The organism is Mesorhizobium sp. P2_F8, assembly GCF_056403655.1.
This window is the reverse complement of record NZ_JBFUFB010000003.1, coordinates 329,419-346,131: the sequence shown is the minus strand read 5'-3', so window position 1 is coordinate 346,131 and position 16,713 is coordinate 329,419. Positions and strand designations below refer to the sequence as shown.

General features: G+C 64.8%; 19 protein-coding genes. 8 read left to right on the top strand and 11 right to left on the bottom strand.

The features are described 5' to 3' along the window. Positions 1 to 68 precede the first annotated feature (68 nt). Together AC1DZP_RS08975 and AC1DZP_RS08970 are read right to left on the bottom strand one after the other, a co-directional pair. Positions 69 to 599: a hypothetical protein gene (locus tag AC1DZP_RS08975; protein WP_477301682.1), complete on the bottom strand. Its 531-nt coding sequence runs from the start codon at positions 597 to 599 to the stop codon at positions 69 to 71. A gap of 121 nt (positions 600 to 720) precedes the next feature. Continuing rightward, a complete protein-coding gene (locus AC1DZP_RS08970; protein ID WP_095091320.1) occupies positions 721 to 1,047 on the bottom strand; it encodes a DUF1330 domain-containing protein in 327 nt (108 codons plus the stop codon). Positions 1,048 to 1,221: 174 nt separating this feature from the next. Between AC1DZP_RS08970 and AC1DZP_RS08965 the strand changes: the two genes are divergently transcribed. The 5 genes from AC1DZP_RS08965 to AC1DZP_RS08945 all read left to right on the top strand — a co-directional run bounded on the left by AC1DZP_RS08965 (position 1,222) and on the right by AC1DZP_RS08945 (position 4,992). Then, positions 1,222 to 1,914 (top strand): winged helix-turn-helix transcriptional regulator, encoded by a 693-nt coding sequence (locus AC1DZP_RS08965; RefSeq protein ID WP_477301680.1) that lies wholly within the window; start codon positions 1,222 to 1,224, stop codon positions 1,912 to 1,914. 83 nt (positions 1,915 to 1,997) lie between these two features. Further along, a complete protein-coding gene (ada, locus tag AC1DZP_RS08960; protein WP_477302199.1) occupies positions 1,998 to 3,131 on the top strand; it encodes a bifunctional DNA-binding transcriptional regulator/O6-methylguanine-DNA methyltransferase Ada in 1,134 nt (377 codons plus the stop codon). 21 nt (positions 3,132 to 3,152) lie between these two features. Further along, positions 3,153 to 3,380: a hypothetical protein gene (locus AC1DZP_RS08955; RefSeq protein WP_477301678.1), complete on the top strand. Its 228-nt coding sequence runs from the start codon at positions 3,153 to 3,155 to the stop codon at positions 3,378 to 3,380. Positions 3,381 to 3,685: 305 nt separating this feature from the next. Continuing rightward, a complete protein-coding gene (locus AC1DZP_RS08950; RefSeq protein ID WP_477301676.1) occupies positions 3,686 to 4,252 on the top strand; it encodes a methylated-DNA--[protein]-cysteine S-methyltransferase in 567 nt (188 codons plus the stop codon). Then, positions 4,249 to 4,992 (top strand): 2OG-Fe(II) oxygenase, encoded by a 744-nt coding sequence (locus AC1DZP_RS08945; protein WP_477301674.1) that lies wholly within the window; start codon positions 4,249 to 4,251, stop codon positions 4,990 to 4,992. Before AC1DZP_RS08950 ends, AC1DZP_RS08945 begins: the two co-directional genes overlap by 4 nt. Positions 4,993 to 5,000: 8 nt before the next feature. On the opposite strand, the gene AC1DZP_RS08940 is transcribed toward AC1DZP_RS08945, so the two are convergent. The 4 genes from AC1DZP_RS08940 to AC1DZP_RS08925 form a co-directional block, all read right to left on the bottom strand. Then, entirely contained in the window at positions 5,001 to 5,936 is a 936-nt protein-coding gene (locus tag AC1DZP_RS08940) for a sigma-70 family RNA polymerase sigma factor (protein ID WP_477301672.1), read from the bottom strand. 88 nt (positions 5,937 to 6,024) lie between these two features. After that, the gene (locus tag AC1DZP_RS08935; RefSeq protein WP_477301670.1) at positions 6,025 to 6,975 is read right to left on the bottom strand and encodes an alpha/beta hydrolase; all 951 of its coding nucleotides are present in this window, start codon (positions 6,973 to 6,975) and stop codon (positions 6,025 to 6,027) included. Positions 6,976 to 7,080: 105 nt separating this feature from the next. Then, entirely contained in the window at positions 7,081 to 7,962 is an 882-nt protein-coding gene (locus AC1DZP_RS08930) for an SDR family oxidoreductase (RefSeq protein ID WP_457152602.1), read from the bottom strand. A 129-nt stretch (positions 7,963 to 8,091) separates the two neighbouring features. Beyond that, positions 8,092 to 8,679: a dihydrofolate reductase family protein gene (locus AC1DZP_RS08925; RefSeq protein ID WP_457152601.1), complete on the bottom strand. Its 588-nt coding sequence runs from the start codon at positions 8,677 to 8,679 to the stop codon at positions 8,092 to 8,094. A gap of 111 nt (positions 8,680 to 8,790) precedes the next feature. On the opposite strand from AC1DZP_RS08925, the gene AC1DZP_RS08920 reads away from it, so the two are divergent. Then, complete coding sequence (locus AC1DZP_RS08920) at positions 8,791 to 9,213, top strand: winged helix-turn-helix transcriptional regulator (RefSeq protein WP_457152600.1); 423 nt, start codon at positions 8,791 to 8,793, stop codon at positions 9,211 to 9,213. 77 nt (positions 9,214 to 9,290) lie between these two features. Here AC1DZP_RS08920 and AC1DZP_RS08915 read toward each other — a convergent pair whose 3' ends face one another. Beyond that, positions 9,291 to 10,004: a DUF899 domain-containing protein gene (locus AC1DZP_RS08915; protein ID WP_477301667.1), complete on the bottom strand. Its 714-nt coding sequence runs from the start codon at positions 10,002 to 10,004 to the stop codon at positions 9,291 to 9,293. 208 nt (positions 10,005 to 10,212) lie between these two features. On the opposite strand from AC1DZP_RS08915, the gene dinB reads away from it, so the two are divergent. Then, positions 10,213 to 11,460, top strand: coding sequence for a DNA polymerase IV (dinB, locus tag AC1DZP_RS08910; RefSeq protein ID WP_457151759.1), 1,248 nt, complete (start codon positions 10,213 to 10,215; stop codon positions 11,458 to 11,460). Positions 11,461 to 11,586: 126 nt separating this feature from the next. Continuing rightward, positions 11,587 to 11,928 (top strand): hypothetical protein, encoded by a 342-nt coding sequence (locus AC1DZP_RS08905; RefSeq protein WP_477301664.1) that lies wholly within the window; start codon positions 11,587 to 11,589, stop codon positions 11,926 to 11,928. 69 nt (positions 11,929 to 11,997) lie between these two features. Here the strand turns inward: AC1DZP_RS08905 and AC1DZP_RS08900 are convergent, their stop codons facing one another. The 4 genes from AC1DZP_RS08900 to AC1DZP_RS08885 form a co-directional block, all read right to left on the bottom strand. Beyond that, entirely contained in the window at positions 11,998 to 13,599 is a 1,602-nt protein-coding gene (locus AC1DZP_RS08900) for an FGGY-family carbohydrate kinase (protein WP_457151761.1), read from the bottom strand. Positions 13,600 to 13,770: 171 nt separating this feature from the next. Further along, positions 13,771 to 14,496 carry an SDR family oxidoreductase gene (locus AC1DZP_RS08895; RefSeq protein ID WP_457151762.1) on the bottom strand — a complete coding sequence of 242 codons (726 nt, stop codon included), beginning with the start codon at positions 14,494 to 14,496 and terminating at the stop codon, positions 13,771 to 13,773. Between the two features lie 22 nt (positions 14,497 to 14,518). Next, complete coding sequence (locus AC1DZP_RS08890; protein WP_457151763.1) at positions 14,519 to 15,772, bottom strand: sugar ABC transporter permease; 1,254 nt, start codon at positions 15,770 to 15,772, stop codon at positions 14,519 to 14,521. Further along, the gene (locus tag AC1DZP_RS08885; protein WP_457151764.1) at positions 15,769 to 16,590 is read right to left on the bottom strand and encodes an ATP-binding cassette domain-containing protein; all 822 of its coding nucleotides are present in this window, start codon (positions 16,588 to 16,590) and stop codon (positions 15,769 to 15,771) included. Before AC1DZP_RS08885 ends, AC1DZP_RS08890 begins: the two co-directional genes overlap by 4 nt. Positions 16,591 to 16,713: the final 123 nt, after the last annotated feature.

Here is a 16,713-nt window from a genome sequence, read left to right as displayed (position 1 = left end):
GGACTGCCGCGCCCCACAGGCCTCGGGCGAGTGGCCAGGCGGCATTGGCGCCGCCTGGCCATTACCGGCTACTGGCTCGGCGCCATCGCGTGTTCGCATGACACTTTCGGGTTCATGTCGGCGAAGGTGCCGGTCGGGTTGCCTTTCCAGGCCCAGACATGCAGTTCGTAGAACGCGCCCAGGCCATAGCGATTGGGCGCGCTGTTGAAATTGAACAGCTGTCCGTCCAGCGACGCCGGCCCCTTCGAGGTGATGTATTCGACTGCCACCAGCTTCAGCGTGCCGTCGGCCATCGGCTCGTACATCACGGCTTCGGGACGGGCGATGTCGATCTTGTCGTCCTTCAGATACTGGCCGTTGACGTAGTGGACGCCCATGGCGCCGCCGGTGATGCCGCTGGCGCAGGGAATGGGCGCATAGCCCTCGGCCGTCGCGGCCTTGACGTCGACAAACCGGCTGTTGGCAGCCCGTACCTTGTCGGCCAGCGGATTGGGGCCGGACGCAGGCGCTTCCTGATGCGCCTGCGCGAATGCGGTGCAGACGGCCAGCATGGCCCCCGCCATGAGAAGCCTGTTTCGGACGTTCGATATCATGTTCATTCCATTCTTCTTGAAAAAGCACAGCTGGCCGGCCGCCGAAAATAAGGAGGCCCGACACACAAGCGCTGTGACTGTTGTTGCTTGGAGATCCCGCAATCGATGCGACGAATGCCGGGAACGGTCATCCCTTCGGCAGATACGGGATCGTTCCGGCCAGATCGGTGTTGTCGATCATCTGGAAACGGCTGTCGCTGCCATCCTGTCGGGCCGAAACGAATGGCGCATACGCCGGATCGTTGGTGAAGGCACGCGCCGCCGCTTCCGACGGGAACGCCATCAGGGCGATCAGCGTGGTGTCGAGCGGCTTGCCTTCGAGCGTTTTCACATTGCCGCTGCGCGACAGGTATCTGCCGCCATGCTTGTGGACGAGATCGTGCACCGAGGCGGCATAGGACGGCATCCACTGCGGGTCCTTCACCTTGATGTCTGCGATGATGTAAGCGGTCATGGTCGTCTCCTGGTTGTGGCGCAAGGGGTATCCCGTGCACCGGCCAAGAGGTCGCATGGCAGGACGCCGGCCAACCAGTCCGCGATCTGTACTGGGGTGGTACAGTTTCCGTACTGGCCGCTTCCTTCATGAAGGCCTAATATTCAGCTCAGGTTCGAGGGAGAGGCACCAATCATGACCCAGCACGGATACAAGCAGTTCTGTCCGCTATCGATGGCAGCCGAGGTGCTCTGCACCCGCTGGACCATGGTTCTGCTGCGCGAACTTGTGGCGGGCTCGACCCGTTTCAACGACCTGCGCCGCGGCGTGCCGAAAATGTCACCGACCCTTCTGTCGCAACGGCTCAAGGAGCTCGAACTGGCCGGGATCATCGAGCGCAAGGAAGTGCCGGGCGAGAAAGGCATCTTCGAATATCGGCTGACGGAAGCCGGCAGGGATTTGCGCCCAGTCGTCGAGGCGATGGGCTTCTGGGGACAGAAATGGGTCGAGTCCCGGCTGTCGCTGAAAAACCTCGATCCGTCGTTGCTGATGTGGGACATGCGGCGCAACCTGAACCCCTCGCCGCTGCCGGAGGGGCGCACGGTGATACAATTTCTGTATCAGGAGCTACCGGCGTCCAAACGGTCGTGGTGGCTGATCGTCGAGAAGCACGGCGAGGTCGATCTGTGCTGGTACGATCCGGGCTTTGAGGTCGATCTCTACGTCTCGACGGACTTGCACACGATGACGGCGATCTGGATGGGGTTGATCACCGTCGAGAAGGCCGGGGGAAAGGTCGCGTTGACCGGCGACCAGCACATCGCGAGGAAAATGCAGACCTGGTTGGGTCTCAGCCCATTTGCGATCGAACCCAAGCGGGCGGCGTAGCAACGAGGGCTCGGGCGACGGCGATCAGGCACTTGGCAGGAAACGGGTGGCGAGGCCGGCTTTTGGCGGCTTCAATGCCGGGCATGTTCATCACCCTGGCCAAGAATCTGAAATCCACGCCGCTGCCGGTTGCCGACGATCCGCGCTGGGCGCGCATCGTTTCGCGTGACAAATCGGCCGACGGAGAATTCTGGTATTCGGTGGCGACGACCGGCGTCTATTGCCGGCCCTCCTGCCCGTCACGGCGCGCCAACCCGAAGAACGTGCAATTGTACGACACGCTGGATCAGGCGAAGGCGACCGGCTTTCGTCCGTGCCGGCGCTGCAATCCGGACGGCCCGTCGCTGGAGGCCGGCAACGCCGCGATGGTCGCCGATGCCTGCCGCAGGATCGAACGGAGCGAGGAAGAACCGTCGCTCGCCGAACTGGCGGCCGCCGCCGGGCGCAGTGCCGGCTATTTCCACCGCGTCTTCAGGGCCGTCACCGGGCTGACGCCGAAGGACTATGCCGCCGCGCAGCGCGCCGCCCGCATCCGCCAGGGTCTGGAGGACGGCGCCAGCGTGACAGCGGCGATCTATGATGCCGGCTTCAATTCGAGCGGACGTTTCTACGAGAAATCCACCGGCATGCTCGGCATGACACCAACGCGCTACCGCGCCGGCGGCACGCATGAAGAGATCCACTTTGCCGTCGGCGAATCCTCGCTCGGCGCCATCCTGGTCGCATCGAGCAAAAAGGGCGTCGCCTCGATCCTGCTCGGCGACGATCCGGACATGCTGGTGCGCGACCTTCAGGACCGTTTCCCCAAGGCGCGGCTGATCGGCGGCGACCGCGGCTACGAGGCTCTGGTCGCCCGCGTCGTCGGTTTCGTCGAAGCGCCAGCACTCGGCCTCGACCTGCCGCTCGATGTGCGCGGCACCGCGTTCCAGCAGCGCGTCTGGCAGGCCTTGCAGGACATCCCGGTCGGCCACACGGTTTCCTATGCCGTGATCGCGGAGCGCATCGCGGCGCCAAGGGCGGCCCGCGCCATCGCCGCCGCCTGTGCGGCCAACAGTCTTGCCGTCGCCATTCCCTGCCACCGCGTGATCAGGAAAGACGGCGCGCTGTCCGGCTACGCCTGGGGTGCGGAGCGCAAGCGCGCGCTGCTCGACCGGGAGGCGGCGTCCGGCGCATCGGGCGGGGCGAGACCAGCAGATCATCGGTCTTCGCGGGCCTGACGGCGGGAGGACCTGGCAACAATGCGCGCGATGGCAAGGTCTCCCACCACCGATACGAAGACCCGCAAAGTCGCTGCCGCCAGCCTACGCACCCAAGACGCGAAATCACTGGTGATGACCGCCGTTGGTCAGATGGTCGATAACGGCAAAGCCGAGTGGAACCTGACTGCGACCGGCGATATCGAGCTGCGGCTCCTGACCGGCGAAGTGTTCCTGCTCGGTGAAATGTCCGTCACCCGCGTCGCATGACAAAATGGGAATGGTTTCAATATCAGCGCTCTACGGCGCCCCCCTCTGTCCTGCCGGACATCTCCCCCACGAGGGGGGAGATCGGCTGTCACCACGACCTTCGCCAATCTCCAGCGTTGCAGGAAGGGAGCCGGCGCCAGAGCTGCCGATCTCCCCACCTGTGGGGGAGATGTCCGGCAGGACAGAGGGGGGCGCCGTAGAGCACATACTTTTGCGCTCGCGATTTGAATTTGAAAGCAAGCATCGGAGTGAGACACGGCCGGCACGCGACTAGGGTTCATGCACAAGACAAAGGAGTGAAGGCAATGAACCTCATGCAAACCCGAACGGCAGTACAGACAGCGATAGCACGCAACACTGCCGCTACCCTCGACACCATCACCTATACCATCGGCCAGTCCGCGCTCGGCAAGATCCTGGCGGCGCGCAGCGATCTCGGCGTCTGCGCCATCCTGATCGGCTCGAACACCGACGCGCTGGAGCAGGACCTTGGCAATCGCTTCCCCGGTAAGATGCTGGTCGAAGACGAGACCGCCTTGCGCGACGATCTCGCGGCGATAGCGCGCTTCGTCGAAACACCCGGGGCCGGTCTCGACCTGCCGCTCGACATGCGCCAAGGCACACCGTTCCAGCAGCGGGTGTGGGACGTGCTGCGCACCATCCCGTGCGGCGCCACCGTCACCTACACCGCCCTTGCCCGCCGCCTTGGCCAGCCGAACGGTGCCCGCGCCGTGGCCACGGCCTGCGCAGCCAACGCGATCGCGATCGGCATTCCCTGCCACCGCGTCGTCCGCACCGACGGCACGCTGTCCGGATACCGCTGGGGCATCGAGCGCAAGCGCGTTTTGCTCGACAAGGAGGCAACGCTATGAACGCCCATGCCAAGGTTGCCGCTTCCGTGGTCGAAGCCGCTGAGACGCGCGTCGCCGCGTACGACTGGCCAGCCTTTGCCGCCGAGCTCGACGGCTTCGGCTGCGCGGTGATCGAAAAGCTGCTCTCGCCCGAAGAGTGCCGGCGGATCGCCGGCCTCTATTCCCATGAACAGCACTTCCGCAGCCACATCCACATGGCCAGGCACGGCTTCGGCAAGGGCGAGTACCGCTATTTCCGCTATCCCTTGCCCGACCTCCTGGGCGGCTTGCGCAGTGCGCTCTATCCCAGGCTGGCCGGCGTCGCCAATCAATGGAACGAGCGCATGGGGCAAGCCATGCGCTATCCAGCGACGCATGCCGAGTTTCTCGAACAGTGCCATGCCGCCGGCCAGACCCGGCCGACGCCGTTGTTGCTGCAGTATGTACCCGGCGACTTCAACTGCCTGCACCAGGACCTCTATGGCGACCTCGCCTTCCCGCTGCAGGTGGCGATCCTGCTTTCCGAACCGGGCGAAGATTTCACCGGCGGCGAGTTCGCGCTGACCGAACAGCGGCCGCGCATGCAGAGCCGTGTCGAAGTGGTGCCCTTGCGCCAGGGCGACGCGGTGGCATTCGCCGTCCACAACCGGCCGGTGCAGGGAACCAAGGGCAACTACCGCGTCAACTTGCGCCACGGCGTCAGCCGCCTGCGCTCAGGCATGCGCCACACGGTCGGCATTATTTTTCACGACGCCAAGTGAGGCCGACTTCATCCGGCGTCGGCGGATGCCATATCCAGGATCCAGGGACACGCATAGTAGTCGCTGATATGATCGATCACGCCGCCGTCGGCATGGATCCGTACCAGATACGCCAGCCGCCAGACCACGCCATGCAGCCTGTCGACGACCAGCACGTTTTCCCCTTCGAAGGCGCCTGGCCGTATGCGCCAGGGCAGCTCGCTGCGCTCAAATTCGGCGAAGTAGGGCGAGCTGGAGAGCAAGCCATTGTAGCAGTCCGAAACGCGCAGCCGGGCATCGGCGCTGGTCAGCGCCCGCACCCCGTCCCAGTCTCGTTTGTTGAACAATTCGACATAGTAGTCGAGCAGCCGCGCCAGTTCGGCATCGTGTAGCGGTGCCGCGATCGGCTGCGCCGGCAAGACGGCGAGCTTGGCGCGGCCGCGGTTGAGCGCCGACTTGACACCGCCCGATGTCGAGCCGACCAGATCGGCGATCTCCTCCAGCGAATGGTCGAAGACATCCTTGAGCAGCACGCAGGCGCGTTCCTTCGGCGGCAGATGCACGACCAGCCGCTCGATGGCACGGCCGGCGCCGGGACCGGCCGGCTCGACAGGCAGCACGATCTCGTCGCCCGCATAGCCGGCCTCGGCTCGCTGCCGGGCGCGGCGGCTCCTGATGAAGTCGATGCAGCGGTTGTGGGCGATACGGAACAGCCAGGGCCGCAGCGCCTGCGCATCATCGAGCCGTTCGATCTTGCGATAGGCCTCGAACAGCGCCTCCTGCATGATGTCCTCGCCATCGAGGGCCGAACCGGTCATGCGCGCGCAGTACCGGTGCAGCTTGACCCGCAGATGCGAAACCGTCTCAAGGAACTCTTTGTAGCGCTGGTCGAACAGGCCTTCGGAATCAAGCCGCGGCTGCATCCCTTGTGCCGGTTCGACGGGTTTGCGGATCTGCTGGTTCATTGCGGCATATCGGTCAGCGTCACCACACCATTGCGCAAGTGCTGCACGTCCACAAGCACGAAGCTCGATACGACCAGCCGGCGCATGCTCAAGCCGCTCTGTCGCCGGCAGCTTTGTCGCTGGTAGCTGGCAAGCCCAGTCTCGGCCGCACCCAGGTGGCGAGGCGGCCGATGGCGTCGTCGGCTTCCGGCGCCTTGCCGGCCATCATCTGGAAGGAATGCAGCATGCCGTCAAAGACGTCGAGCCGCGTCTCGAGGCCGGCCATCCTGGCGCGCTCGGCGAACATGCGGCTTTCGTCGACCAGCGTCTCATCCGCGCCGGCTTGCAGGAAGACAGGCGGAAAACCGCTGAGGTCGGCATAGAGCGCACTGACCAGCGGATCGAGCCGGTCGCCATCGTCGATGAAGTTCGTCACCAGCCAGTCGACTGCAGCCTTGGCGAAAGCCGGGTCCTTGTCGCGGTTGGTCTCATAGCTGGCACCGGTCAGCGCCATGTCGAACCAGCCGGAGATGATCAGCGTCGCGGCAGGCAGCGGCCGGCCTTCCGCACGAAGGCACTGCAGCACGCCATAGGTCAGCACCGCGCCGCAGGAATCGCCGGCAAGCGCGATGTGCCTGGTATCGAAGCCTTGCCGGGTGCGGTCGGTGAGCCAGTTCCAGGCGGTCATCGCCGTATTGAGCTGGGCCGGATGCTTCGCCTGATGCGCCAGCGGATAGCCGTAGAGCAACGCCCGGCAGCCGACGACCTTGGCCAGATGCCCGACCAGCTTGCGGTGCGTGTAGATCGAGCCGCCGATGAAGCCGCCGCCATGCGCGTAGAACAGCACCCGCTGCTCGTCCGCGCCCTTCGGCACGATCCACATCGCCGGCACGCCACCGGCATCGACCTCGATATAGTCGACGCCGCCGGGTTCGCCGGTCAGCGCCGTCCAATGCGTGTCGTTGTAGTCGATGATCGCTTGCGGGCTCGTCAGTTTGCCGGCATTGGCAGCCAGCGCCGCGTAGTGGTTTCTGTTTGCCTCGCTCTGTATGCTCGCCATTATGGTCTCCCGGGGTTGCGGATCGCGGGCCGCGCGACCTTCGAAGCCTAGGACGAACGGGCGGTCGGAAAGGATACGTGGCCGCGTAATTTTTTTCGCGCGCGGCTAGTGCTCGCCGCCAAACATTGCGGCATGACGCCGGGCGAATTCGACGAACGGCGTTGCCCGCACGCCGAACATCTCGTGCGTCGCCAGATGCACCCGCGATTTCGGCCGCCGCAGCCGCTCGGCCAGTTGCTCGTCCAGCGCATCCGCGAAGTCGGTTGGAATGCCGCCGGCCACCAGATTGCGGCGCCGCACTTCAGGGCTCACATTGACATAGCGAACCGACTTGCCAATCGCTTGCGATATCCGCGCCGCGACATCGCACATCGTCAGCGCCTCGGGCCCGGTCATGTCGAGGCTCTCGCCCGCATGGCCGCCATCGCGCAGCAGCCGAAAGGCAACCTTGGCGATGTCTTCGACATCGACCGGCGACAACTCGGTGTCGCCGAGTGCGAGGCGGAAAACGCCCTCGGCGGCAATGGTTGGCGCGTCGCGCAGATAGACCTGCATGAACTGGCTGGGGCGCAGATGCGTCCACGCCAAGCCTGCCCCTTCCAGATAGCGCTCGATCTCCTCATGCATCCGCGTGAAGCGGAATTTCGTCGCGTCATAGCCGATGTTGGATTCCGCGCCAGAAAACTTCACCACATGGGCGATACCGGCCTGCTTGCAGGTGTCGATGAAGCGGCACTGCGTTTCCGTCATGTCCTCGGCGGCGGTCGAAATCATCAGCACGCGGTCGATGCCGTCGAGTGCAGCGCCCAGCGTTTCAGGCCGGCGCATATCGCCCTCGACCAGTTGTATCCCGGCAAGGTCGTCGAGCCCCGCCGCCGAGGCACGGGCCGGGTCCCGCACCAGCGCCCTCACCTCATGCTTCTGCCGTGCGAACTCGCGCACGATCGCCTTGCCGTTCAGGCCCGTGGCGCCTGTCACCAGGATCATGGTCTTGTCTCTCCGTTCAGGATTGATGCGCCCGCCCTGCTGGCGACCGCACGTTGAAGACGAAGAGACGCAGGCAAAGGATTCCGCCCAAACATTTTTATCGGCGAGATGCCTCCGCCATGCCTCGGATCATGCCACTGGCGCGTAGCGGTTGACCACCATCCCGCAGGCATAGGCTTTCGAGCCGAGCAGCCGCAGGGTCTCGAAACCGCCCTGGTCGAAGATCCGCCGTCCCGCGCCCAGCACCGCCGGGTTGACGAACAACTGGAACTCGTCGACCAGCCCTGCCGCGATGAGTGAGGAGGCGAAACCGGCGCCGCCGAAGACGGCCATATCGCCGCCCTCGCCCGCCTTCAGCGCCTTGACCTCGCGCGGCAGGTCGCCGCTCGCCACCGTTGTGCGCTCCCACCGCGAGGCTTTGAGCCTGTCGCTCAGCACCACCTTTCGTGCTTCGACGACGCGTTGCGCAAAGGCATAGAACGGATCGTGCGGAAATTTCTTCGCCGCATTGCCCCAATGGGTCAGGTAACCCTCCTCGGCCATCTTGCGGCTGAGCAGGATGGTGTCGACGCCGGCGAAGACGGCGTTGAAGTCCCGCTTCAGCTCGCCGTCCCAGGCGCTGTCGTCGCCCCATTCCCAGAGCTGCCAGTGATGATCCTCGTCGGCGCCGACAAAGCCGTCGACCGACATCTGCATCTGCAGGATCAGTTTTTTCATGGTCATTCTCCGGTTTGTCCCACACTGACGAATGCTTTACTTCTGGAACCATTTGACGCACGGCGGAGAATGATGTCAATAGTAAATTGATTTAAAAATGGAACCATAGACATGTCGACCAAGGGAAAGTCCGGCTGCCCGATCAACCTGTCGCTCGAACTGCTCGGCGACCGCTGGACGCTGCTCATCATCCGCGACCTGATCTTCGCCGGGAAAAAGCATTTTCGGGAATTCCTGCAGTCCGACGAAGGCATCTCCTCGCGCACGCTGGCCGAGCGGCTGCAGACGCTCCAGGAAGAAGGCATCCTCAACCGCAGCGACGACCCGACCCACGGCCTGAAAACGGTCTACAGGCTGACAGAGGCCGGCATCGACCTGCTGCCGGTGCTGGCGACGCTCGGCGCCTGGGGCAGCAAGCACCGCAAGGCCGACGACAAGCTCGCCCGGAACGCCGATAATCTGGCGGCCGGCGGCAAAGCCGCTCTGGACCAGATGACGGTGGCGTTGTGGGCCGAGCATCTGGCGAGCACTTGATCGCCGAAGCTGTGGAGACGCCCGGAGGCCCACGCCAAGGCAGGGCGTTGCTCAGCCGCGCGGCGACAAATGGATAATCATCGGCCCTCATACTCATCGTGAAGACGGACCCAGTCGCCCAAAGTATGTGACGGCCCATTTTCATTGCGACCGACGGGAGTGAGGTCGAGATAGCTATATGTCCCGATCAGGTTCTCACCGCCACGGCCCCGCACCTGGAAAGTGCAATAGATCTTCCCATCCTCATCTTTGTAGAAAACGGTCGAGCCACCGCGATCTCTGCCTGTAATCGCGACCTCCTCAAAATTGAATAGCACCTTGCCCGAGTTGATCTGGTCCTCGGTGAACGATACCTGGAAGTCGAAATTGAAATCACTTCCGAATGACGACACCCAATCAAACTGCCAATTCATCCGCGCCTTGAAGTCCTGTAGCTCGGCGAGAGGAGCACGCGAGCAGACGGCCAGGGAGACGTCGTGATGCATCAGATGCTGGTTGGCGGCGTCGATGTGGTCGCAAAGGAATGAACAGCCGGTGCACCGATAGTCTGCATTGGGCGGAAACATGAAGTGATAAATGATCAGCTGGCTGCGGTTCTTGAAGAGATCGGCCAGCGATTTCCTTCCCTGGGTCGTGTCGAACTCGTAGGGCTTGTCGATCCGAAGCCATGGCAGTGCCCGTCGGTCCGCCGCGAGTTGTTGACGCTGGCGCGTAAACGCCTTTTCTTTCCCGAGATGCGCTTTGTGCGCTTCAAACCAATCCGTGTAAGGCGCGATGATGTGGTCGGTCATGTCGTCCTCCTTCCGCCTCTGGCGTATGCTGACGGTCTCGTTGCCTGTCTTTAAGACGTTGTTGAAAACCGCGATCCGACGTCACCTGTGCAATTTGTGCTGAAGAACGCGGCTGATGGCACCGGACGTCGACATTCAGCTTGACAGTCGTGCGCGCTTTGTTCTCTATATGTTCCAATCTATCAGCAACTGCGGATGTGCGGTCGGGATGGAAACGACAGCCACCATCCTGCATGCCGATCTCGACGCCTTCTATGCTTCGGTCGAGCAGCTGCTCGATCCGTCGCTGCGCGGCAAGCCGATCGCGGTCGGCGGCGGCGTGGTGCTCGCAGCCTCCTATGAAGCCCGCGCCTTTGGCGTGCGCGGCGGCATGCCGGGACGCAAGGCGCGCGAGCTCTGCCCGCATCTGATCTTCGTCGGCGGCAATTTCAGCGACTACCAGCGCCTGGGCGACGCCGCGATCAAGGTGCTCGACGACTTCACGCCCGTGGTCGAGCGCATCTCCATCGACGAGGCCTTTGCCGATGTCGCCGGCTGCACACACCTGTTCGGGTCCCCGCTAGAGATCGCCACGACCATCCGCCGCCGCGTCCGGGCCGAGCTCGGCCTACCGATCTCGATCGGCGTGGCGCGCACCAAGCATCTGGCCAAGATCGCCTCGCAGGTCGCCAAGCCCGACGGGCTGGTGGTGGTCGAACCCGGCACCGAGATCGCCTTCCTGCACGACCTGCCGGTCGGGCTGATGTGGGGCGTCGGCCCGGCGACGAAGGCGCGGCTGGCCGAAATCGGCATCGAGACCATCGGCCAGTTGGCCAGGACACACAGCGGCGCGCTGGCGCGGCTGCTCGGTCCCGCCGCCGGCGAAAAGCTGTCGGCGCTGTCATGGAACCGCGACCCGCGCAAACTGGAGGCGAAGCGCCGGGCGCACTCGGCCGGCGCGCAATCGGCACTTGGGCAAAAGCCTGCCGTGGCGCGGATCATCGTGCCCACTTTGCTGCACCTGGCCGACCGCGTCGCCAGCCGGCTGCGCGCCAAGGCAAGGCCCGGCCGCACGGTGACAGTGCGCGTGCGCTTTGCCGATCTCAGCGCTGTCACGCGCTCGATCACGCTTGACCAGCCGATTGCGGCGACCACGATGCTGGCCGAGATCGCCGGCGACCTGGTGCGCGGCTTGCTCGACGACCACCCGCACGAGAAGACGATCTCGCTGCTGGCGATCTCGGTCTCGCATCTCGAGGAAAGTGCCGAGTTGCAACTCGAACTGCCGCTCGGCCTCGCCGATGAGAAGCGCCGTCCGGGCACCCGAAAAGGCCTGGCACGCTTCGGTGCCGACCGCGCCATCGACAAGATCCGCGAGCGCTTTGGCAAGCAGGCGGTCGGCTACGGCACGGTGGCGCTGGAGGCCGCACGCTCCGTACCCGACGAATTCAGGGAATTGGCGCAGAAGGAGCTCTGAGGGCAGCCGAAGCCAATCGTGCCCTGCATATGACCGCGAGTTGTAACTGGTAGCAGCAAAAGAGTGACTTGATTTCAGGCCCTGGCTATTCGAGTAAGGTATAGCGGCCACAAGCCATGGAATGCGATGTTCACAGCCTTCATCGTTTGCGCGTCAGTCACAGCTCTCAGCGCGGTCGTCAGTCTCGGTTTCTCCTTGGCTGCGGCCATGAACGAAACCGGCAACGCCCGGACAATAGCTTTCTACGGTTGTGCACGCAGCGTGGCCTTGGTGGTCGCAAGCGCCGTGCCGTTTTTTACGGGTTCGACGGAATGGCTTGAAGCCGTCGCCTGGATAATGATCCTTGTGCAGGCTGGGGATGCTATCATAGGCGCCACGATCGATGATCGGATGAAAACCTTCGGCCCGGCCGGCATGTCGCTCGCCAACCTTCTGGCTCTCCTATGGCTCATCCAGTCTGTTCAATGAGACGACGACACACAGCTAAGCGTACGTGTGTTCCTCTGCCGTTCAACGCCATCCTTGTGGCTGCCTGCTTCAGCCTCTGATCGCCTTGCCGGCTTGCTGCAACAGCTCGAACGCCGCGAAACGCTTGGCGTGCCAGCCGGACAGCGAAGCGTTGGGATGATAGACCTCGCCGAGTTCCGACATGCCCGCCATGGCCGTCACCAGGTCCTTGTATGCTCCTGCGGCGACGGCGCCCAACATCGCCGAGCCTAGCAGCACCGGCTCCGGCGAGGTCGACGCCACCACCACCATGCCTGTCGTGTCGGCCAGCAGCTGGCGCACCAGCGGGCTTTGCCCGGCGCCGCCGCTGACGACGATGGTGTCGACAGGAATGCCCTTCTCATGCTCGGCTCGCACGATCTGGCGCGCGCCGTAGCCCAGCCCGCAGACGCCGGCGACATACAGCCCGACCAGGCTGTCGTGGCCGGTGTCGAGATCGAGCCCGGCAATCAGCGCGCGCGCATCTGGGTCGGCGAAAGGTGCGCGGTTGCCGAGGAATTCCGGCACGACATGGATCTCGCCGACCAGCGCCGGCATTGCTGCGGCACCCCCACGGCCTTGCGCCTGCAGCGACAGCCAGGCGCTGAGGCTGAGCCCTTCGGCCTGCGCCCTGGCCGCGGCTTCGCCGGCCGCCGGGTGCATGCGCACAAGATGGTCGATGGCCGCACCTGCCGCCGATTGACCACCCTCGTTCAGCCACAGCCCCGGCACCATGGCCGAGAAATACGGACCCCAGACGCCGTCGACGAAGGCCGGTTTGGCGGTCGACGACAGGGTGCAGGCCGAGGTGCCGAAGACATAGGCCATGCGCGACAGGACACTGCCGAAATCGCCGCGCGCCCCGACCGTGCCGACACCGCCGGCATGCGCATCGATCAGCCCGGCCGCCACCGCGGTGCCGGGGGCGAGGCCAAGGTCGGCCGCCGCCTGCCCGATCAGTCCGCCGCCCAGCGATGCTCCCGCCGGCACGATCTCGGTGCCGATGCGCGCAAACGCCTCGTCGGCCAGCGCGCCGAGGCCGACGTTGCGGAAATATGTCTCATCCCAGCGGCTCTCATGCGCCAGATAAGTCCATTTGCAGGTCACCGTGCAGACCGAGCGGGCAAGGCTGCCAGTCGCCCGCCAGGTCAGGAAATCGGCGAGGTCCAGGAACTGCCAGGCGGCGTTGAAGGTGGCGGGCATGTTTTCCGCAAGCCACAGAAGTTTCGGTGTCTCCATCTCAGGCGAGATGACGCCGCCGACATAGCTCAGCACCGCAGCGCCGCTGCGGTTGATGCGGCGCGTCTGCTCGATCGCGCGGTGATCCATCCAGACGATGATGTTGCGTTCGGGATTGTTGGACGGGCCCACCGGCAACGGCACGCCGCCCTCACCCAGCACCACCAGCGAACATGTGGCGTCGAAACCGATGCCGGCGATCGCCTCGGGCGCTATGCCGGCCTCAGCGACAGCGGCGCGGGTGGCAATGCAGACCGCCCGCCAGATGTCGTTGCTCGACTGCTCGACGATGTCGCCGGCCTCGCGCCAGACCTCGATGTCCTGCTTGGCCGAGGCAAGCAGGTTTCCCGCCTGGTCGAACACCCCTGCCCGCGCGCTGCCGGTGCCGACGTCGATGCCGAGATAATGGGGCATGGGGGGAAACCTTTCGGTTAGGGTAGCGGGGGAGTAAGGGAGTAGGGCAGTAGGGGAATAGGCAGCAGACGAATGGCGACTAGATTTGAGCCCGGACTTTGGATCGCACGACAGCATACTGCCCTAGTGCCCTAGTGCCCTACTCCCGTACTCCCCTATTCCCCTACTCCCTTAAAGATCATTGCTCTGCGGCAGGATCACCAGATCCCGGATCGTCACGTTGCGCGGCCGGGTCAGCATGAACATCACTGCCTCGGCGACCTCGCGCGGCTGCATCAGGCCGCCGGCGGCGAGCTCTTCCTCGAGCTTGGCTTTCGGCCAGTCGTCGACCAGCGCGGTCACCACCGGGCCAGGTGCCACCGCGCCGACGCGCAGGCCGTGCTTGGCAACCTGCCGGCGCACCGTGTGGACGAAGGCCTGCACGGCATGCTTTGAGGCCGTGTAGATCGGCTCCCAGACCACCGGAACCAGCCCGGCGATCGAACTGGTGACGATGATGTCGCCGGTCTTGCGCTCGACCATATGCGGCAGCACCGCGTGGATGGAGCGGAACACGGCGTTGATGTTGAGGTTCAGCATGCGGTCCCAGGTGTCGGGATCGCCGGTCAGCACCTCGCCGCCCACATAGGCGCCGGCATTAGCATGGAAGATGTCGAGCTGCCCGGCCTTTTCCAGGATCTGCGGCATCATGGTGGCGACGCTTGATGGCTGCATCAGGTCGATCACCAGCGGGATCGCCTTGGGGCCGAGTTCGGCGCACAGGCTGTTCAGCGTCGCCTCGGCGCGGTCGACCAGCACGACGCTGGCGCCCGCCGCCAGCATGTATCTTGCGCATTCGAGGCCGATCCCCGACGCCGCCCCGGTGACGGCCGCAACTTTTCCGGACAGTTGAGTCATATCTCTCTTCCTGTTGATGGGTTCAGGCCCGGCCATGGGAAACACGCGAACGGCGGGCCAGCGAGTCGACGATGACTGCTATGGCAAGCACGGCGCCTGTGATCATGTACCGAAGCGACGAGGACAGATCGAGCAGCGTCAAGCCGCTGGCGATCGACTGGATGACGATGATGCCGAGCAGTGCCGAATAGGCGCTGCCGCGGCCGCCGAACAGGCTGGTGCCGCCGATGACGGCCGCCGCGATGGCGTTGAGATTGACGTCGCCGGTGCCGGCCTGCTGGCTGGCCGACGCAAGCCGGGCCGCCGACAGCACGCCGCCGAAAGCGGCCAGCATCGAGCACAGCACGAAGGCGCTGGAATAGATCAGCCGCACATTGATGCCGGCGCGCCGCGCCGCCTCGCGGTTGCCGCCGACCGCTGACATCGAGCGGCCCCATTTCGTCCGCGTCAGCGCGTAGTGCATGGCAATGACCAGGCCGACGAACAGGCCGAACATCCACGGAATGCCGCGCGCCTGGTTGAGATAGAAGACGATGAGTTCGAGCACGATCGTGATCGCCACCGCCCGCGTGACGATGCCGCCGGTCGAGGGTGCCGACAGGTTGGCGGCGCGCCGGCGCGCAACGGTGCGCAGGCCGGTGATCAGCATGACGATGCCAGGCACCGCCGCCAGCCCGAACGACACGAATTTCGGCATCACCAGAAGCTGGCCGAAATTAACCAGGTTCGAGCCGTAAGGCAGGTTGATCGAGCCGGTGGAGCCAAGGATGTAGAGCTGCAGGCCGAGCACCGCGAGCAGTCCTGCGAGCGTCGAGACGAAGCTCGGCATGCCGAGCCGGTTGAACAGCAGCGCGTAAAGCGCGCCGATGAAGCCGCCGACGGCGACCGCGGCGAGGATGGCGAGCGCCACCGGCCAGCCCTGGTTGACCCAAAGCGTGCCAACCAGCGCCGAGGCAAAGCCGCTGATCGAGCCGACCGACAGGTCGATCTCGCCGACCATCAAAACGCAGACGATGCCGAGCGCGATGACTCCGACTGTGGAGGAATCGAACAGCAGATTGACCAGGTTGCTGCTCGACAGGAAGATCGGATTGATGCTGGCGAACACCGTCCAGATGATGACCAGCCCGACGATGACCGGCAGCGAGCCGAGATCGCCCGAGCGCACGCGGTCGACGAAGGCGCGGATGCTGCCGCTCAAGCCCGCCTCGTGCTTGACGCGCACGTCGGCGCGGTCGAGCTGCGGCGGAGCTGCCTGTTCCACTTGACGGCTCATGGGCGTGGCTCCTGGGTATGATCCTGTCGGGCTTGCCGGCGTTCGGCCCGTCGCGACACCGAATTGTTCGACGCGCCGGTGATGGCGCTGACCAGCTCCTGGTTCGAGGCGTCGGGGGTGAAGATGCCGTTGTTGCGGCCAAGCCGCAGCACCACGATGCGGTCGGCGACCGCGCGCACGTCTTCCATGTTGTGGCTGATGATGACGACGCCGAGGCCGCGGTCGCGCACCCGCTCGATCAGGTTGAGCACTTCGGCAGTCTGTGCGACACCAAGCGCCGCCGTCGGCTCGTCGAGCAGGATGAGCTTGGGTTCGAGCAGCAGCGAGCGGGCGATCGCCACCGTCTGGCGCTGGCCGCCCGACAGCGACGCAACGACTTCGCGCACACTGGGGATGCGCGCCGACAGCTCATTGAGCAGCGTCCAGGCGCGCACTTCCATCGCCACCTCGTCCAGCCGCAGCGGGTTGAGCTCGCGGCCGAGGAAGATGTTGGCGACGATGTCGAGGTTCTCGCACAGCGCCAGGTCCTGGAACACGGTGGCGATGCCGAGCGTGAGCGCCGCACTCGGGTCGGCCAGCGTCACCTGCCTGCCGAGATAGCTGATGGTGCCCGAGCTTGGCTGATGCACGCCGGCCAGGATCTTGACCAGCGTCGACTTGCCGGCGCCGTTGTCGCCAACCAGCGCCACCACCTCGCCGGCATGGACATCGAGATCGATGTCGGTGAGCGCCGAGACGGCGCCGAAATTCTTCGAAATGCCGCGCAGGCTGAGCACCAGCTCGCCTGTCGGAACCGGTTCGTCCGGGGTATCGATCATGCCTGGAATACCTTTCAAGAAAGGACCGGTTCAAAAAGCGGGTAGGCGCTGCCTGGCCGCCGCCGGAGCCTGTTCCACCCCGATGCATTCGGGGTGGGGCTCCAGCCTATTGTTCGGCCAGGC